Origin of the sequence: Cellvibrio mixtus subsp. mixtus J3-8 (assembly GCF_000766945.1) — a bacterium.
Taxonomy (GTDB): Bacteria; Pseudomonadota; Gammaproteobacteria; order Pseudomonadales; family Cellvibrionaceae; genus Cellvibrio; species Cellvibrio mixtus_A.
Genome location: NZ_KN266214.1, coordinates 144,940 through 164,199, shown reverse-complemented (window position 1 = coordinate 164,199; position 19,260 = coordinate 144,940). Strand labels below are relative to the sequence as shown.

Below are 19,260 nucleotides of genomic sequence, written 5' to 3'. Positions count from 1 at the left end.
AACCCGGTGACTTGCCGTTATGACAGCAGCAACTGCGGCTTCTGGGATTTGCGCAACAACAATGTGAAATCGCCAGCGGATTTTGCAACCTACAACATCACCTGGAGCAGCGGCGGCACCATCGATGCGACTAACTGGACAACCACCGCACCATTTCCAATTAGCATTCCTTACAGCTATTCACCGGTGTCGCCACAATGTGTGAAAGACAAGCTCGCACAATATGCGGGCGTTGGTAAGAACGGTGCGCAACTGACGGCATCGGCGTGTGGTGGTACACCAACTTCATCATCTGCACCAAGTTCTGTTGCTGTAGTTTCATCCAGCAAATCATCAAGCTCTACAGCAGTGGTTTCTTCGAGCAAATCGTCCAGTTCGATTGCTGCAACATCTTCCAGCAAAAGTTCAGCGGCGATTTCTTCCAGCAAGTCATCCAGCTCGGTGGCTTCCGGCCCGGTATTGAGTGGCACTGGCGATTACCCGAGCGGCTTCTCCAAGTGCGCGGATCTCGGCGAAACCTGTTCAGTAACCTCTGGCGATGGTTGGGTGGCATTTGGCCGTAAAGGCAAGTGGGTTACCAAAAAAGTAACTGTCGGCGGTTCAATTGCCTGTACTGTTGCAGCATTCGGTTCTGATCCGGGTGGCAATCCGAACAAGTGCTCTTACAAAAAATAAGTGTTTGTGAAACAACGTTGTGACATAAAAAAAACCCGGCGTCATGCCGGGTTTTTTAGCCTGAGTGATGTGGAACGCAACATGGGATTTTTTGATTAAAATGTGCGTTGGTAACCTACATTAAAGCTGCGGCCGACACCGGTGAAATTGCGGATATCGTTCGGGCTGCTTTGCGAATAGTAAGTGAAATAATATTCGTCAGTCAGGTTCTGGATTGCCAAACTGATTTTGCCATCAAAGGCGTTGATATTCGCACTCAAATCAAAAGTGGTATAACCATTGAAACTGTTTGTCACTACGCCGCTGCTATTTTTCACATCGCGATCAAACAAATAGTTGGCTTGCAAGCGGGTGTCGATGCTGTTGGTCCAGCTGCGATCCCAACTCACATTCACGCGATCCGGTGAAATATTAGTGCCACCCAGATCGGCATCCACACGGCCATCTTTATTGGAGTCGTAGCGGCCCGTTGCTTCCGCGTAACGCAGGCCCAATAAATCCACATCGGTTGCGGCCCATGAAGTACTGAATTCAATTCCATCGATTTCGGTTTTTTCGCGCTGCACGGTGTAAATACCATCGGCGTCGCGCTCCAGGCGCTCGCCGAAATTAGAGCTGGAATCGTAGTAACTCAATTGTGCCGTAATATCGCCGGTTTTAAATTCCACACCGAATTCATTGCTTTCAGTCAGCACCGGTTTTAAATCCAGGAACGTTTCTACACGTTGGTTGGGTTGGTTAATACCGCGCAATACGCGGCCCACATCGGGCATGGAAAACGCTTCCGCATAATTGGCAAACACACGCCAGGCTTGTGTAATTTGATAAGTACCGCCGTAGTTATACAGCGTTTCAGAAAAATCCGGTGAACCGCCTTTTACAAAACGGCTGCCGTAAGAGTGCAGGGTGGTGAAATCATTGATTTTCAATTTGGATTTTTCGTAACGCACGCCGCTGGTGAGCGTAAGTTTATCGATACCAGTAAATTCCGCTTGCAAATACGGCGCGGTATTTTCGTACTCGCTGGGTGGCACCCAGGCGCGACCCGTCTGGATTAATTCCTGCCAGGTTTTATCTTTAAGCACATCCACACCGTACACAACATTTACCGGCAAGCCGGCAACCTGATCTTTCACCAGCGTAATTTTTGCACCGGCTTTTTCCGAATTATTTTGCGATTGGTCAATCAGGTTCGGGCCATACGCCGGGTCCTGGAATGTTGCCAGCGGAACGGCTTCTGCGCCGTAAGTTGCGGCAAAATCCTGGTTGAAACCTTGTATGCGCAATTTCTGGCCGAAGAAATCTTCGTTGGTGTAATTGACACTCACTGCAGTCACTTCGTTGCGCGCGCCTTCACCGATGATCTTGCCTTTCGCTGCGCTGCTGGGGGTTCCGGTGGATACTTTGCCGGGAACAGAAACCCAGTTATTTTTATTTTTGATTTCGTAATGGTTCACCATCAATTCGATGCGTTGGTCATCCCAATCAAAACCACCTTTCACAAAACCATTGACGGATTTGGAATCCATGGTATCGCCCTGGGTATTGTCGGCACCGATAATCTGGCCTTTACCATCGTAGGCAACGCCCATATCGCGCAGGCTGATGCTGGCGATAATATCGGCGCTGTCCGCAAAACGATTGGAAATGCTGTAGCTCATGCCGTAGTCCGCGCTCTCGCCCGCATCCTCGCTTTGGAGGCCGGTACTGAAACGAATGCCTTGTTCCAATTGATCGGACGGTTTGCGGGTGATCAGGTTAATCACACCGCCCGATGCGCCCAAACCGTGGATCGCATTCGCGCCGTGTAATACTTCCACGCGCTCAATCACTACCGGATCAATGGTATTGCCTTCACGGCCGCCATCGCGCAACGGATTGGATTGGGGTACACCGTCGATCATATAGAGCGGTTTGCGCCCGCGCAGGGTTTCACCGGCATTGGTCATCTTCTGGCGGCTGGGTGAGAAGCCGGGAATCAAATTGCCCAAAACGGTGGAAAGGTCATCCTGAATCGATAATTGTTGTTCCAATTCGGCCGGGTTAATTACCGTTACCGTATTGGGAATAGTGCTTAGCGGCTTTTCGGTGCGGCTCGCACTCACAATTACTTCCTGGATATCCGCCGCCGCTGCAACAGCGGGCAGTAAGGCGGCGGAAACCAACAGCAAACGGGCAGGACGGCTAAAACGATACATCAGGGAGTTTCCTATAACGAGGTGCGCAGGTGCGCTAATGGAGAATTGGCGCGGATTTTAACGTTAATGAGAATTGTTATCAACCGAGGATAATTCTACATCGGGTTAAATTGTGTAAGGTGATTGCGTCGTTGGGTCATGGATTATGTTAGGTTGGGCGCAAATCCAATTCAGTGCAGAGTCTTTATGTCATGCCCACGAATATTGATGAGCATTTAATGAGTGGCAAATTAACGGGATCCATGAAGCGGGTATAACCAACGGCTATGTCTAATTATTACAACATCATCCCCTCCCCTGTTGGCCAACTAACCTTGATCGCCAGTGATCATGGCCTTATGGCGGTGCTCTGGGAAAATGAAGATCCAAAACGGGTTGGAATTGATAAAGGCGAACGCAGCGATAATTTTCCGTATCTGCAACAAACAGAAAATCAATTGAAAGATTATTTCGCCGGGCGGCGAAAAAAATTCGAGCTGCCATTGCATTTCATCGGCACGGATTTCCAGCAGCAAGTCTGGCAAGCACTGTTAACAATCCCTTTCGGTGAAACGCGCAGTTATTTACAAATCGCACAACAAATTGGCAACGAAAAATCCGTGCGTGCCGTCGGTGCCGCCAATGGCAAAAATCCGATTTCGATTATTGCACCTTGCCATCGCGTTATCGGCTCCTCCGGAAAACTGACGGGGTTTGCCGGCGGGCTGGAAGCCAAGGCATTTTTATTGCAGCTTGAATCGCCACCACAACAAGCGGATTTGTGGGGCTAAGTTGCTCGACTGTCTGTGAACTAATAGTTGATGCAACCTGGCAAGTGGAACGGATTACAAAATATAATCAAACAAAAACGTCGCCACGCCATCCGGATGATTTTTTGGTGCGCGCTGGGCATCGGGAAATAATTGCTTGAGCGTGGTGCCGGCATTTTCCATCACTACCGGATGCGCAACGGTGCGGAATAACTCCACATCATTCAGCCCATCGCCGAACGCCATGGCTTTATCGACGGAAAGCGACAGTTTTTCCAGCAATATTTTCAACGCATAACCTTTGGAAATATTTTGTTGCATGACTTCCAGGTAACAATCATCGGAAAAGGTCAGGTTTATATCCAATGGATGATCTTTGAGGATTTGCGCCTTTAATTTTTGCAACTCGGCATTTTCACCATAAAACAGAATTTTCAATGCCGGTGTTGCTATCATTTCCTGCAAATCAACCTGGCGATAGAAAAATTGCGTTTGGTCATGGGCCTCCAGCATCGCCGCACAAGGCGCAATAGTTAGCCATTCGCTATCCGTAAACATATTCAGGTTGACATTGAATTGCGCCGCCAATGGCAGCAAGGTTTGGTTGACCAACAACGGCAAACCTTCACGGTAAATTAATTTGCCGTTGCGATCATGGATATTGGCACCGTTGCATGTAATGGTTGCGATATCGCCACCCAATTGTTGCAGGTGGTATTGCATATCCCTGACGTGGCGGCCGGTGGCAATCACCAGATTAAAACCGCGTTCCCGCAAGCCATGTAGCGCACGGAGGTTCTGCGGGGAAATTACGTGCTCATCATTGAGCAGCGTGCCATCCATATCAAATACAAATGTATTCACCTCATCCAACGCTGCAACTTTTTGTAGCGCACCGGTGGGTTCTATTTCGGTTAACAACGTCATGCGGTTATCTCCACTGTATTGCCGTCGGGATCTTTTATTGCGCTTGCAAAATACCCAATCATTTGGTCGATTTATTATTGGACGAGTGCTAGCATAAATAAAACTAATTTTTTCTATTTTAAAGATCAAATTAACTTATAGCGCTTTTTATTGGGGACCCTCATGAAATTAACCCCGCACATCATCGCCCACCTCCCGTATCTGGCCGCGCTTGCTGAAACTGGCAGCTTTACTGTGGCGGCGCAACAAATGAATATCACCCAGGCAGCGATGAGCTACCAGATAAAAGCATTGGAAGAAAAATTAAACTGCACACTGGTAATGCGGCAATCGGGCGCGCCGCTCAAACTTACCAGTGCCGGTGAGTTACTGATAACTGAATATCTGTACTGCGCCAAACGCCTGAATATTGTATTGCAGCAATTAAATCACGGCGAAGGCAAAGGCATTTTAAAAATAAGCACTCCGGTGGATTTCGGCAGCATGCTAATGCCCAAAGCCATGGCCGCACTGAAAATACTTGCGCCGGATTTGCATATTGATTTGCACACCAGCGACGACATGGTCGATCTCGCAACGTCCAAATGGGATATGGCAATTCGTTCGTACCTGAATACGGACCAGCCACCGATATACACATCAAAAATATGTTTGGTGGTGAGTGAGATTTACAAAAAGCGTTGCGGCATACCCAAAACAATCCGCGAGATAAACAAACACACTATTTTAATGCGCGAAAACGCCAACCACCGCACCTGGAAAATGTTATTGGCACAACATGAGTTAACCATCGACCACATTCAGGACCGCATGATCATGGGTAATACGCTAGCCCTGAAAGAGGCGGCAAAGCAAGGTTTAGGCATTGCACTACTGCCTGAGTTTGTGGTGCGCGAAGATATCAGTGAAAAAAAATTAACTGTACTGCTGCCAAAAATTACCACGACGCTTACATCCAATTTTTATTTATCAAAAATCAACGCATCACAACTGCAATCCTATGAGCATTTATTGCGGCGAGTATTTAAGGAGATTTAATCCTGTATTGATAACGGTTAGAAAATTATTTATACAATTGTTTAAACCGGGCGGTTTGCTATAGCCAACACAACTTCAAATTTTCCTGCCCCCAATTAATTCGTTCTTTTATTAAGTCAAAACAGCATTTTGCGCACTGGCACAGTCCTTGCCGATACCGCAGCTCACTGTTTATAAAACGACTTTATAAAGGATTGGATATGCCGCTGCGAAATGTTTCTAATTATTCACTTGTTTCATTGTTAGCATTAATAATGACATCGCCGTGTTTGGTTTACGCACAAAGTGTCGCGATTGAAACTGAAGCACAAACAGAGAATGAAAATCCACAACAATCGCTGCCTCTCAATCAGCAAACAAATTCAGCAATTGATGAACAGGTTGATGCAGCCGTTGATACATTAAATGATGAGCCGCCAGCAGCAGGCCGCACGCAGGAATTACTCGTGCGTGGCCTACAGGAAACACAACCTGCAATAAAATTAAAAGATGTTCCACTTTCCGTATCGGTAGTAACCGGTGTTGAACTGGAAAAATTCAACACGCTTGATTTTCGCAATATCATCACCCGTATTGGCAATGTGCGTGCAACTTACACCAACCCGCAAGCGGGAAGTCTGATCTTACGCGGCGTCGGTTGGGCCAGTGGTGCGGGCCCGCTCGATCCGAGTGTGGGTGTGCGTGTGGACGGTGTCAGTTACGGCATCAGTGCGTTGGCATCGTCATTAAATTATGTGGATATTGAATCAGTGGATGTAACGCGCGGCCCGCAAGGCACACTGGGTGGAAAAAATACCAGCCTCGGTGAAATTTCCATTAAAACGCGCGCGCCGTCATTCACGCCGGATGCGCACGCATCCATTACCTACGGCGAATTAAATACCATTAACACCACAGTGGCTGCCGGTGGCCCGGTAATTGATGATTTGCTTGCCTGGCGCGGCACATTTTTGCGGTCACAGGCCGATGGCCCCTGGAAAAATCAGGATGACAAAAACTGGAGTTATAAAAATGAAGATCGCACGTTTGGTCGTGTGCAATTTTTATTAACACCGGCTGAGGATTTTTTGGCGTTACTGAGTTTGGAACACGCGCCGACGAGTAAAGAATTTTCTGATAACTATGTGAATTTTTCACGCCCTACGCCCGCCTATTACGATTACAACGGCGCCGATGGAAAACCCATGCCGGTAAATATCGGCAACCAACCGGAGGGCCGGTTAGCGCGGCGCTGGTTTGCGCAAGAACAAAATTATGGGCCGGATGATTATCTCGACGATAAAATCAATCGCTTGAGCCAGAACCCCAATAACTACGCATCCAAAGGCGCAGCACTAACACTGGATTGGAGTTTCACCAATTATGCACTGACATCAATTACCGCCTTTCGCGATTTTTATTTTGACTCCGGCGGCGGCCCGATTTCCGTATTTGATATTGAGCGCTCACCATCAACCGGTCACGTTGAATATGAACAACTTAGCCAGGAATTCCGTATCAGTTCCAATAGTGATGGTTTTGTAAATTACCAGGCCGGATTATTTTATTTCCAAAATGAAATTCCCGAGCGTTGGACTACGGCGCGGTTCGGTTCCGATGCCGGGGCCTATCACGCAACAACAGTGCAATATAATCGCCTGGATACCGATGGCAATGGCCGCATACTGTTGCAAAATTCACTGAGCCGTTTATTTACCAAAACCAAAGATGAAATCGACAACACCAGCACCGCAATATACGCCAACGCCGATTGGAATTTTACCGATGCAATTACACTCACAACAGGATTGCGTATTACCCACGAAGAACGCGCAACCCGCTCATCCCGTTTTATTGTGGATTTCGGTTATGCACCGGAATTAAATCCTGCAGCCATTAATAATGTGCAATTGCGCGATCCTGCGGATCAACTCGCTAACGACAATTTCATCGCACAAAAATATTTTGGCGTGGCGACCTATGCCGCGCTCACCACAGCACAAAAACAACAGGTGACCGATGCCCGGCAAATTCGCCTCGCCCGTATTGGCGGACTTTATAGCGCGGTTGATGCCGAACCTTTTGATGAGTGGTTACCTACTGCAGTAATTAGCCCGAGCTATAAACTTAACGATAACCAAACGGTATATTTTTCCTGGCAGCACGGCGAGAAAGCGGGCATTTCGCAAATTGTTGGTGCAACGACAGACGGTGGAAAATCGGCGCCGGTAAAATCTGAACGCAGCGATACGCTGGAGTTGGGATTGAAATCAGTAGTGCTTGATAATGATCTGGTAATTAATAGCGGCCTCTACGTACATCGCGTAAAAAATTATATCCAGCCCATGTTTTTTTACGATGAAGCACAAACCATTTTTAATAAAGATGGCTTGCTCGCGTATACATCCGGTTTGGGAAATGTGCCGGAAGTGGAATCCAAAGGCGTGGAACTGGATGTGGTTTACACCGGTTTGCCTAACACCAGTTTGCGTTTTGCCGGTGCTTATACCGATGCGGTTTATAAAGAATTTGAATTCCTCGCCAAACCGTTGGAATTGGGCGGCTCCGGTTATCCTTATTACGACGCAACCGGAAAAACCTTGCCCGGTTCCGCAAAATTTACCTTCAACATCGCCGCCGAATATTTATTGCCGTTAACCAACGGCAAGGAATTTCACAGCAATATCAATTACCGCTATTCCACTAAATACAACAACGATGTTTCCCTGTCCCGTTATTCCGTGGTCGATGCCGCCGGCATTCTCGATCTCGCCATCGGCATTGGTCGCAGCGACGGATTATTCGACGTAAACCTGATCGTCAAAAATGTTCTGGATACCGATTACGGCTTTTATGGAAACTGGAACACCTACTTCCCCAGCGCCCCGCGCTGGGTTGGTGTGGCGTTGAGTACGAATTTCTAACTGATTGCCGCATTGGGAATCACGTTATAACCCGTATAACGCTTCCAGCGAAGTACGGGAAATTCCTTAATAATCAGTGAGATAAATCCGCTGATCGTTTCCTCAACCGCAATAAACCGCCTCTAAACGTGATGCATCAACACTTTTATGCGCATAAAAGTGTTGATACATTCATTTTTATGCGCATAATTGTGTAATTTAGTGCATTTTTATCTACCTGAATGAATCCATCTGCGGACCCGGGAAACTTATGAGACGTTCATTGCTGGAAAAACTGATTGGTTGGAAACAACAGGCGGAGCGAAAGCCGTTATTGATCGACGGAGCGAGGCAGACCGGCAAAACCTATTTGTTGCGAGAACTATTCGGGCGGGAATTCAACAAGGTGCTGCACATCGATTTCCTGGCAAACCCGCAGTTTGCCGATGCGTTTGCCGGCTCCCTTGCTCCGGGCGATGTGCTATCCGGTTTGGAATTGTTGACCGGTCAAATTTTTGATCCCACAACAGATTTGCTGATCCTGGATGAGATTGGCGAGTGCTCACGGGCAGTCACGGCATTAAAATATTTTGCAGAAAATGCACCAACCTGGTTTATCGCGGCGAGTGGTTCCAATATCGGCTTGCTTAATTCATTTCCTGTTGGAAAAGTAGAGCAGTACAACTTACGGCCACTGACATTCAGGGAATTTTTATGGGCTGCCAATGAACCTGCCCTTGTAAAAGCCTACGAATCACAAACCAATTCTGCTGCGGCCCATAGCAAACTCTTTGATAAATTAACAGATTACTATTTCACCGGCGGTATGCCGGAAGCGGTGGCAACATGGTTTAACAATGCTGAAAAAAGTATTCTCGAACGCATCAGTTCCGTACAAAAAGTTCACGCGGATTTAGTGCTCGGCTACAAACGCGATTTTGGTAAATACGCCGGCAAAGTGGATGCACAATTAATTGAAGCAGTATTTAGCAATATCCCGTCGCAGTTAGCAGCAGTTATGGATGAATCGGTAAAACGGTTTAAATTTAAAGATATATCTGCGCGCAAATCGCGCTACGCGGAATTTGAAAGCCCAATTATGTGGCTGCACCAGTGCCGGCTGGCGTTAAGAAATTATCCAATAGAAGGTCACCCCAAATCACCCCTGGCGGCATACCAAAAAGATAACATGGTGAAATTATTTTTATTGGATGTCGGTTTGCTCAATCACATGCTCAATACCGGTTACAGGGAAATCAAGCAACAGGGATATGAATACAAAGGTTATATAGCAGAAAATTTTGTGCAACAGGAATTTGCCGCACTCGGTATCGAACCAGGTTATTCCTGGGCGGACGCCCGGGCGGAAATTGAATTTATCATTGTGAATAAAGAGGGGTTGGTAGTTCCAATAGAGGTAAAAAGTGGAAAACGCACGCGCGCAAAATCCTTACAGTCTTACATTGCGAAATGTGCGCCTCAAAAAACAATAAAACTCACTGGCACACAAGGCTCTTCTCCTCAGGAACAAACGCATATTGTTATGCCGCTATATTATGCGGAATATGTTTTGTCCCGCATTAATTAAATAATAAAATTGCTCGTGTTAACCCAAGCTCTATGCGAGCTTGATTGCTTAATAAATTATTTATTCCTCATCAAAATCAAACAACATTTTTGCGGGTACGTTTAACGCAAGAATAATTTTTTCCAGGTTATCAAAGCTTGGACCGTGAATACCTCGTTCAATATTACTGATGGATTCAATACTCACTCCCACGTGTTCTGCTAACTCTTCCTGGGTTATTTTTTTAGCGAGGCGCAATTGTTGTACTCGCCTACCAAACTGTTTTTTGAGTTGCACGGGCTTATAACCTTTATTGGAATCAAGGTACCCATGTTATTGAAGTTGAACTTCGGCTTTAACGAAGCTAGACTTCGGGTGTGGTCAATAGGTGATCGACAGTGGTTAATTAAAAACAGGATCGGAATGGAGGTATTATGAAAAAGGCGGACGATGCAGAACTGAATCTGGATTTCCTAAATAACTACGCATTGGAAGATGAAATTTATATGCAACTGGATAAGCTGCAAGCGTTAACTGCGTTGCAGACATTAATGAATTCGGCGGAAGATCCGGCGATTCCACGCAAACATTACCAGCACTATTCAATAGTGATGGAAGAAAATTTATTCAAGCTACGCAGTTTGTTGAACCAATTGTTTGACTAAATCAAACCAACAAATAAAAAAGGTTGCCCCTACACAGCGGCAACCAAGGTGTCACTTATGACAGTGACTTTGATGACATGACAGTCAAATGAATGTGGATAGAAACAGGTTGGCCCCGGTTCGGGTTAACCATCGCGTAATTTATAAAGCTGTTGTTTAAATGTGGCCATACGGGCTTTAAGTTGGCTGCCAAACCTGTCCAAACCATGTTTACTGACGGCGTCTAAAGGAAGATCGCGCTGGTTCAGGCTGATTAACAACTCATACAACAAGGCGCATTCGCCCTCCAGATCCACAAAGTCATCGCACAACTTGACCCACTGTTCATTGCATTTACACGCCATGGGCAAGGTTTCAACCGGGTTGGGTGGATCATCGGGCATCATGCCTGCTACATCTCCTTGCAAACTACACGTTTAACGATTGTGCCCTGGGCCCAAATAGTTTCCATAAGCGTGTTTATTTGTACATTTTAATATAGTTATGTTGATGAACAGATACTAGGCCATAACTACCATATCCGTCAACCGTGTGAATCAAAAGGATTCACCTGTATTCGGATGACTCGCTATGGCAAAACCTGCCGTCACAGACCTGGACCGACAAATCGGCAAGCGCCTCAAAAAACTTCGCAAGCAACTCGATGCGACTACGCTGGAATTGGCTGAGGCTATAGATTCCACTCAACAGCAAATTTCTCGCTATGAAAATGGCGAAAATAAAATCAGTGCTTCCCAGCTCTATCTGTTAGCCAAATCTATGGACGTGCCTATCTCCTGGTTTTTTCTGGAGTGCACAACGGAACACCCCATACCCCTCGTGGTAAAAGAACCCACCCCTCACTATTTGCGCCATGTGCTCGAAGAAGAAATCCAAACGGTGCAACATTTTTGGCCACAGTTAAGCGAGCAACAACGCAATACTCTGCTGAGGGTGCTGAACTCATATCTTGTGGACCAACAATCATAAAAGCCGGTAGCTATAAGGGCTTAGCCTCAATATTGGACAGGTTGGTTGCGCTGGTTAAACAGTGAATTATTTTATTTTCCGATGGTCTTCTTGTTGTATAAAAAAATCGAGACCAGAAATAGCAAAATAAAAAAGTGCTATGAAGGAAATCATTATGAATTTACTAAAACCCTTGTCAGTTTTTATCCTGCTAATTTCCATTATTAGCTGCGGTGACAAAACCTCAGAACAAGAAATAACACTGGCCCCGCCCGATGTATCCACAAACAATGAAGTAACGAAGCTGGAACAATTAATTAACCTGCCCGTAAAACCGGTGTGGATAAAATGGGAAGTCACCAAAGTGACTAAACCGGTAGGCAAACTGGGCACGGATGATTGGAGTATTGTCGCGCGCATGGCATTGGACAGTGGTGATATAAAAATTCTAACGGTGACACCACTGCCCAATAAAATAGTTAAGCTACCCGCCTATGCAGTAAAGCCCTGGATGGAAGATATTATTGCAGCCAATTTCAAGCCCGATGAAACCGGTGATTTTTATATTCCCCAAGGCACCATGCTAAGCGCGGAACAATTTTATCGCGACCCACTATTAACCGGCGCAATTTACATGATCAGTGAAACGGAAATCCTGTTATTCCTGCAAACTGAATAAAACGCATAGCTCGTATGGCGCTACGATATTTGGATAATGAAAATTTTTATCTGGAAATTAAAAAAGATTATTGGGATTTAACGATTCTATTTGAACGTGAATTGCTGGATGACCACATACTCGCAAAAGCCATCGTTGCAACGTTTCAGCGTCGCAACATGCAGATTCCAAAAATATTCCCCGTTGGTTTAAGCAAAGAATTTGCCCAAGGTACAACTCGCCAAGCGCTCTGGCGGGCGCTTCTGAATAAAAATAATTTAGCGGTTTCCACATTAATGGATGTAATTTCCTTCTTTCAGAAAAAACTAAAGAACGCATTAGCCATTGTTGCCATGTTTGAATAAATTCTTTGAAACCATTTCGAGGGAATCCTCGAAATGGTTTGGTTGCGGGGCAGCTTTACCTATCACATCGGCGTTGGTCTCACTTCCCCTCTTAACACGTGCAGCTTCTCCCCAAACACCTGCGCCCGCTGCTTAACCTGCACGGCATTCATATGCAGCCCATTCACACTCCACTTATCCATCACCAATTCCGACATCGCCAATGCCACCACGGCATCGCACAGGAATGTGCATTGGCTTTGAAATTCGGTGAAGTCGTCGTAGAGGAGTAATAACTCATTCGTGGGGTTTTGGTTTGGCGGTGATGGCATAAAAGATCCCTCTATGGTTAAAGGCGGCGGGCCGGTTTTTGTTGGTTGGTACTTCGGTGGTTGCATTCGGAGCATGGTAGTGCAATGTTTTGTTGCTAACAAATTAGTGGACCAAAATAGCTGGGATGTTGGCTATTTGGGTTCACTTGAAATTTATGGAATGGATTTTAGGGGGAAAGGATTTTATGTCTAGAGCATATAATCCTCATTTTTATTTTTTAATTGATTTATAGCGAGAATATATTACTAAATATGGTTGTAATGTCTTGCTTCAGCTAAGAACAGAAAAATCACATATCCACTTCATCAATCAAGAGAATGGAATCTAGAATCTTCGTTACCAAATAAACGATTGTCATTGAGTAAAGTACTAACTGTGGAATATCCTCATCATGTTTCCACTCCCTATAGGGTTCTAAAGATTCTAAATCACAAACATGGAGAATAGCCTCTAAACCTGACAAGACTATTTCATATTTTTTATGTAGAGCGGAATTTGAATGAATAGGCAATACGCTATGTGCCACTTTATTTTTTTCCACCTGCAGCGAGTCAACTACCTCTTCTAAAATTGATTTTACTTTAGAGAACTCGGTTTGATATCTGGTGAGCCAACCTTCAGCTAGCCAGGCATTGCGCCAGATTCTGCTCCAATCATCGCGATTAATTCTTTTCATCAGCTGATAGCAAACCCACCTAAAAGCATCCGCTTCTCCGATATTTTTATTTAACGGCGGAGAACCAAGAGCGCACTCAAAATTACCATACGTTCTGTCTGCTTTTTTGAGCAGACTATTGTACTCATGCTCATTCAGCTCATTTACACCATCTCTAATAATAGAAAACATCGAGCGCTTTACATTTCTATATTGCTTACCATCTCGCGTTGCGTGATTTATAAGCATTTCACTTCCATTTGATAGAACATGCCTTAAAGGCCTGGGGTCCAGTCCTCCGTTGCAACGTACGTCTTTTGATTCAATTTCTCTAGGCCAATCTACCCAAAATTCGTACGAAAATTCCGAAAGGTTTTTTGTTTCTTTTATAAGTTTATCAATTGAGTTTGAAAGAACAGAGGCAGCATTATGATGGTGAACTGCCAATATACTTTTCTCAGATATAGAATTGGCTTTTTTACTAATACTCAACGCAACAAAAGCAGCATAGGAGGCTGCGACGGCAGCTATCGCAGACATCACCGACGGAACAACATTAAACCATTCAATAGGAGTCATTTATCACCATAAAAAATTGCATTATTTAGCAGCTCATGCGTTGAAATGGTTGAGGTACTGCCCAAAATTTTAATGTTAAGCTGGGTTATATGGCTGATTTTTTCAAAGGTCTTAATTCGGCCAGCAGCAAACATTGCCCCTTATGTAGATTGGTTAACCATGCCCAATTTTTGTGATTAAATAGAATTGTTGGGCATAGCTGTCCAATCTACTCACTCGCTAAGGGCAAATCCCCAAATCAACGGAAACTCCATCTGCCAAATCGTCGCTTTTTAGTGCGCGGCATGCCCCAACTGGAAGACTACTTCCTTAACCTCAATCTGGATGTCAGCACCGTAATTGAATTCACTCGCCGCTAAATACCTGATGTAATCGCCAGTGTGAAAAAATCCGGCCCACATTTAGCGTTTGATAACATCAAAGATTCCATCGCCGAACCGCAACACAACCTCGCTACGTTTTTTTAAGGTGAATTGAGTGTTAGTGTTAGAAAAAATAAGGCGCCGATTGGCGTCTTATTTTCTGCATCGCTCAAACCGATCAATGGAAGTGCAGGCAACTTAGAATGGTTATTACTCCAGAATAGGCTTAATTTTTATCTGGAGCAATGTATTGATGCGAATTAATTAATTCGGCAGATAATTTTTCAAGCTGAATCTTTCTTTGTAATTTGTATTCATCACTAAAATTTGGAGATTTTAAATCTGCTTTTATTGCTACTATCTGCTTCTTTAAGCACCGCCGCAACTTAATAACTTCTGCATTCTCCAAGCTAACGACATCCCACAGCCACTTTAGTCCGTTTGATATGAGAGCGCTGACAACAGGAACGCTTAAAACAAGCGGTTCTTGGTACCATTCACCCTCACATGTTTTATTTATCACAGCTAACATTATGGCGCCTACTGTACCAATAGTGCCTACATCAACACCTACATTCTTTAGTTTTTTAGATGAAGAGGCCAACTATACACCCGCCTTTTCATTTTTACGGTTTTCTTTCAGCTCATCTAAAATTCTAATAAGTTCGTCATCATTATTACAACGCACACGGCGCTGATGAATAGCCCCATTAGCGTCTATGTATCTGAAGTTGATGTATTGACCAAAATAGGCGCTCACAACAAAGCGAGTTAAACGATAAAAAAAAGCGCTTGCAGCGATAAACACAACAATCGCGCCAATCACTAACACCACTGAGCTTATCATTTATTGGATACCTGCTTAATTGGTTTCGTGTTGAACCCTTGCGATTGTAAAACTACTTTTAGTCTTATTTAAGCGGGATGTTTCTTTGATCTTCATTTTAACAATAAAGAATTTGCCAAAGATATGAGGCTCTTCCATATTTAACAATCTTTCCCTAAATAGCTCATCTTCCATGTGAACCATTCTAACTTTACCGTCAAATTCAACCTTCCAGCCCGTTGTTTTCTTTATATCGGCGGCGATGAACTTAATTTTCATCTCACGACTTTTTGATCGTTCTTTGACATCAATGATCAGTCCAGAAAAAGCATTCTCTTCAGCTTTCTTAATTTCCACTAATGGCTGCTCATCTATTGTGCGCTTAATTGCAAAGCTAGTAGTGCCAGCATTTTTTAGTGGTGCAGAAATTAAGCCCTCCATTGCAGCCCTAAACGTCTTATTAGTAACGAGTTTGGATACATCTTTATCTGCAGTTATTTCTGTTCCTTCGGCAATTATTGTCACATCACCATCTTCCTCATCTGGGTCTTGAATAGCAGTGATCTCTTTGCCTTTTAGTTCTTTTAGCGCACCCACCACCGTGCCAACACCTGCACCAATACTGCCAGAAAATCCAAGTATCTGTAGGATATCTGTTGAGTTTGCCAATAACTGAGTCAGTATTACTTCAACACCAAACGAGCCCTCTTTGAAATCTGCATTCACCTCAATCTTTATGCTATTACGGTCGCCATTAATCAAGTGGTTGGCTTCGTATAAAACTGTTCCAAGCGATGTCAACGCCCTCCCTAGTGTCATGATGTTCATTTCATGCTTTTTATGATCAGGGCCATCATAAACCACACAAAATGATGTTTTCTTCTCAGTTACTTTTGCTTTTTTTTCTGGCTTTAACGACATGATTCATTCCATTTATTAATAGATGTATTTATTTTTTAGCTTAAAATTTCCACTAACCAATATCTTAGATGGAGTAACAGTAATCCGCTATTTGTGGTATAACAACATTATAATCTTCCTCAGTTATGCCTGATTCTGGCACGAAGCTGTCATAAACTGTTGAGCATATAGATAACCAAGCCAATACATCCCATAACGGTCAAAAGCGGATGTTCTTTAATTTTACTTGGATAAAATAATTATCAATTCACAATCTCGCCCATGTAAATATCTCTCAAGTTAAATTTTTTCATTTCAATCTCAATATCCAAATCTTGACAGAGCTGGCTAAAAAGTTTAAATCCTTCAGGCCCAAAAGCCTGTCTAGATCTAGGGCTATTTTTTATCGATTCATATGCGCTGCCAATGTTTTTCCACTTAACTAAGTGCCCATCTCTATTTACCGTTATTCCATCAATATTTTCTCTTAATTTTTCAATTAACAACGCAGGAAGCCCTATTGCTCTTTTGGTGTATAAAAACTCCTTGCCAGTCATAAAAACAACATTTTTTGCAGAAGAATCATCTGCCAACTTAAGTTCTTCTATTTGTTTAGGGCAACCTAAAACTGGCAGCTCACTCTCAGCATCCAAATAGTTAATCCAATCTTCCTCAAGAAATTCGTCTACTTTTTCGAAAAAAGGTGATAGCGATCCATGATAGCTAACTATAAGTTCTCGTTTTGCACGTGTTAGCGAAACATATAGCTGTGTTAGATCTTTTGTTCTTTCTAATTCAGGAGAGGAAAAGTTAGGCATAACGCCATCTATAACGTTGACTACAATAACCAAATCAAATTCAAAACCTTTTGTTTGCTCTAGGTCAGAAAAAAACAAGGCAGATGCCCCAATGCTTGTGCTGCTATCTAAAACTTTGATCTCCAAGAGCTCTCCAAATCGTTGTATTTCTAAATGTGTATATCCGCATATTGCTACGCAAACTTTCATATTACTATTATCAATAATTTGCTGCTTCGAATACGCAACTGCACACGATATCTCATCAGCGAGCGTATCAGCTTTTAGCAACAAGGGGCATGAGCTTGAAAAATTAGAATATTCCGGACTCAAAACTTCAAAATCTTCAGATAAAACAGCGCTGGAAGAAAAATTAACTGAAAGCACCTCTTGCGCAGCTTTGAGAATTTCCTTGCTGTTTCTATAATTTTTTAGAATTTTTTTCGATCTACTTGGGAATACCTCTATCCCAGATTTTCTGAAAGATTGGAATTTTGTTGAAACTCTTTGGGATGCATCACCACACACAAAAATATCGTTTTCTGCCTTTTGGGTGATCTTTCTTATTAAAGCCAACTCAATTGTCCCAAAATCTTGGGACTCATCTACTAACACACAACGGTAATCCTCATATAGGTCATCTTTGTATTTCATCAATGCGGTGGCAAGACCGATATAATCTGTCACCCCGATGGCCTTCATTTTTCCTTCCCAAGCAGAAAGTCCTTCCAAAATAATCTCTCTGAAATTTTTGTTTAAAGGAACTGATCTGCCCTCTCGATCAATAGTTAGATACTGGTTTCGTTCGTAAAAAGATACTGCACTCCTGATCCAGTCAAATTCATGGCGAATATATTCTGATGCATTTATACCTTGAGCAATAAGGTAATCGTGTACCGGAATAAGGATTGACGCACTATGATTATTCAATTCACAACGATAAAACTCGTGCCATATCTCATCAATGTGCTCTAAGCTTTTCCACGTAACGTCATCATATAATTTATGGTTTTCAGGCTCATATTTGAGTAAGTATTCTTGGCAGATGGTAAAAAATGGTTTTACCTCAATATTGTTATTGACTACTGGTGATGCAACATCGACCAATTCCTTAATTAGCTTTGCTAAAGATCTATTTAAGGTTACTACTAGGATTTTTTTATCTTTATATCGTGCAGCCAATCTTATTGCACGCTTAACTACTACACAGGTTTTCCCTGAGCCTGACACACCAACCAGTTTTGCGGCACCATCAAAATCTAGGTCTACAACTTTTCTTTGTTCCGGGTGCATAAATAACATCCAGGATTTGTAGTCCGCAGTTTTAACAAAGTGCGCAAAGAGTTCAGCGTATGTCGGATCATCCGTAGGTATTTCGGAAATCAATTCACCTGAATATGCAACTTCCTCGGTTAGATCTTTTAATTCCCCTCGTTCTAATAAAATTCGCTTTCTGGCGCCATCCGAATCTCCCTCCTTCAAAAGTAGAAGGACATCTAAAACGAAAGATTTAACCAGTTCATCCTGTACAGATTCGACTATACCAAGGAAGCTCTCATCTGCTGAAAATGAATTCAGCTCCTCGATGTGCCGACACTGCTGTCTCGATAAGCCAGAAACTAAATATTCATAATCACTTTCACTTAAATGCTGGTAGAGTTGACCACTAGAATACTCATAATTCAATGGTACGGGATACTGATGGTTTCCCAGGGTTTTTGAAACTACTTTAACCAATTCGATTTTATTATCAGTTGTTAATTTATAGGTATTCCCTCTATTGGCATTCAGCCACTTTTCCTCATCTTCATGATCACCAACGAAAAGCAAAAAGATTTTTTTCTCATTCTGCACTGTAACCAATCGGCACGCACTGGGCAGGTCATACTTAACGCAATGTTCTAATCTTTTCTCTCCATGATTAGTCGTTTTAAAATCTGAAAGGGGATTTCGTTCGCCACTTGTCACCAATTGAATAATCGTCATAACTTTTTCGGCAGTCTTTTTAAAGGAACCACCGCGCTTATAGAGGGCATGAGCCTGCTCGCGCAAATCATTATGAGTAAAATACTGAATAGACATCTCATATCTCCTTCTTTCTAATTTATTTTGTGAATCCCATTAAACAACAATCCATCATCAAAACTTAGATCAAGT

18 protein-coding genes and 1 pseudogene are annotated in these 19,260 nt (G+C 43.6%); 9 read left to right on the top strand and 10 right to left on the bottom strand.

Translation table 11 applies throughout. From position 1 onward, the window contains the following. Positions 1-675 (top strand): annotated as a pseudogene (locus tag A596_RS20060) (pectate lyase); the annotation flags it as partial. Between the two features lie 95 nt (positions 676-770). Here the strand turns inward: A596_RS20060 and A596_RS20055 are convergent. Then, positions 771-2,873 carry a TonB-dependent receptor gene (locus A596_RS20055; protein ID WP_039918165.1) on the bottom strand — a complete coding sequence of 701 codons (2,103 nt, stop codon included), beginning with the start codon at positions 2,871-2,873 and terminating at the stop codon, positions 771-773. A 266-nt stretch (positions 2,874-3,139) separates the two neighbouring features. Between A596_RS20055 and A596_RS20050 the strand changes: the two genes are divergently transcribed. Next, entirely contained in the window at positions 3,140-3,643 is a 504-nt protein-coding gene (locus A596_RS20050) for a methylated-DNA--[protein]-cysteine S-methyltransferase (protein WP_039918163.1), read from the top strand. A 54-nt stretch (positions 3,644-3,697) separates the two neighbouring features. Here A596_RS20050 and A596_RS20045 read toward each other — a convergent pair whose 3' ends face one another. After that, complete coding sequence (locus tag A596_RS20045) at positions 3,698-4,549, bottom strand: Cof-type HAD-IIB family hydrolase (RefSeq protein WP_039918160.1); 852 nt, start codon at positions 4,547-4,549, stop codon at positions 3,698-3,700. A 162-nt stretch (positions 4,550-4,711) separates the two neighbouring features. Here A596_RS20045 and A596_RS20040 point away from each other — a divergent pair, with 162 nt between their 5' ends. The 3 genes from A596_RS20040 (at position 4,712) to A596_RS20030 (ending at position 10,057) form a co-directional block, all read left to right on the top strand. Continuing rightward, positions 4,712-5,587: a LysR family transcriptional regulator gene (locus A596_RS20040; protein ID WP_052417733.1), complete on the top strand. Its 876-nt coding sequence runs from the start codon at positions 4,712-4,714 to the stop codon at positions 5,585-5,587. 254 nt (positions 5,588-5,841) lie between these two features. Continuing rightward, positions 5,842-8,490 (top strand): TonB-dependent receptor, encoded by a 2,649-nt coding sequence (locus A596_RS20035; RefSeq protein WP_160280187.1) that lies wholly within the window; start codon positions 5,842-5,844, stop codon positions 8,488-8,490. A 250-nt stretch (positions 8,491-8,740) separates the two neighbouring features. Next, positions 8,741-10,057 carry an ATP-binding protein gene (locus A596_RS20030; RefSeq protein WP_039918158.1) on the top strand — a complete coding sequence of 439 codons (1,317 nt, stop codon included), beginning with the start codon at positions 8,741-8,743 and terminating at the stop codon, positions 10,055-10,057. Between the two features lie 60 nt (positions 10,058-10,117). Here the strand turns inward: A596_RS20030 and A596_RS20025 are convergent, their stop codons facing one another. Further along, a complete protein-coding gene (locus A596_RS20025) occupies positions 10,118-10,333 on the bottom strand; it encodes a helix-turn-helix domain-containing protein (protein WP_039918156.1) in 216 nt (71 codons plus the stop codon). A 137-nt stretch (positions 10,334-10,470) separates the two neighbouring features. Here A596_RS20025 and A596_RS20020 point away from each other — a divergent pair, with 137 nt between their 5' ends. Then, positions 10,471-10,701, top strand: a complete 231-nt coding sequence (locus tag A596_RS20020) for a hypothetical protein (RefSeq protein WP_039918155.1) — start codon at positions 10,471-10,473, stop codon at positions 10,699-10,701. A gap of 125 nt (positions 10,702-10,826) precedes the next feature. Here A596_RS20020 and A596_RS20015 read toward each other — a convergent pair whose 3' ends face one another. Further along, positions 10,827-11,087: a hypothetical protein gene (locus A596_RS20015; RefSeq protein WP_039918153.1), complete on the bottom strand. Its 261-nt coding sequence runs from the start codon at positions 11,085-11,087 to the stop codon at positions 10,827-10,829. Between the two features lie 184 nt (positions 11,088-11,271). Here A596_RS20015 and A596_RS22370 point away from each other — a divergent pair, with 184 nt between their 5' ends. The 3 genes from A596_RS22370 to A596_RS20000 all read left to right on the top strand — a co-directional run bounded on the left by A596_RS22370 (position 11,272) and on the right by A596_RS20000 (position 12,672). Then, positions 11,272-11,670 (top strand): helix-turn-helix domain-containing protein, encoded by a 399-nt coding sequence (locus tag A596_RS22370; protein WP_052417731.1) that lies wholly within the window; start codon positions 11,272-11,274, stop codon positions 11,668-11,670. A 154-nt stretch (positions 11,671-11,824) separates the two neighbouring features. Continuing rightward, positions 11,825-12,328 carry a hypothetical protein gene (locus tag A596_RS20005; RefSeq protein ID WP_039918152.1) on the top strand — a complete coding sequence of 168 codons (504 nt, stop codon included), beginning with the start codon at positions 11,825-11,827 and terminating at the stop codon, positions 12,326-12,328. Positions 12,329-12,357: 29 nt separating this feature from the next. Further along, positions 12,358-12,672: a nucleotidyl transferase AbiEii/AbiGii toxin family protein gene (locus A596_RS20000; RefSeq protein WP_152600245.1), complete on the top strand. Its 315-nt coding sequence runs from the start codon at positions 12,358-12,360 to the stop codon at positions 12,670-12,672. 62 nt (positions 12,673-12,734) lie between these two features. Here the strand turns inward: A596_RS20000 and A596_RS19995 are convergent, their stop codons facing one another. The 6 genes from A596_RS19995 to A596_RS19965 form a co-directional block, all read right to left on the bottom strand. Further along, positions 12,735-12,983: a hypothetical protein gene (locus tag A596_RS19995; RefSeq protein ID WP_039918151.1), complete on the bottom strand. Its 249-nt coding sequence runs from the start codon at positions 12,981-12,983 to the stop codon at positions 12,735-12,737. 290 nt (positions 12,984-13,273) lie between these two features. Continuing rightward, a complete protein-coding gene (locus A596_RS19985) occupies positions 13,274-14,218 on the bottom strand; it encodes a hypothetical protein (RefSeq protein WP_052417729.1) in 945 nt (314 codons plus the stop codon). Between the two features lie 588 nt (positions 14,219-14,806). Beyond that, positions 14,807-15,184, bottom strand: a complete 378-nt coding sequence (locus A596_RS19980; RefSeq protein ID WP_039918146.1) for a hypothetical protein — start codon at positions 15,182-15,184, stop codon at positions 14,807-14,809. Next, positions 15,185-15,427, bottom strand: coding sequence for a hypothetical protein (locus A596_RS19975; RefSeq protein ID WP_039918144.1), 243 nt, complete (start codon positions 15,425-15,427; stop codon positions 15,185-15,187). Between the two features lie 15 nt (positions 15,428-15,442). Beyond that, positions 15,443-16,327, bottom strand: coding sequence for an LAPAL motif-containing putative phage structural protein (locus A596_RS19970; RefSeq protein ID WP_039918142.1), 885 nt, complete (start codon positions 16,325-16,327; stop codon positions 15,443-15,445). A 242-nt stretch (positions 16,328-16,569) separates the two neighbouring features. Then, the gene (locus A596_RS19965) at positions 16,570-19,185 is read right to left on the bottom strand and encodes a UvrD-helicase domain-containing protein (RefSeq protein ID WP_039918140.1); all 2,616 of its coding nucleotides are present in this window, start codon (positions 19,183-19,185) and stop codon (positions 16,570-16,572) included. Positions 19,186-19,260: the final 75 nt, after the last annotated feature.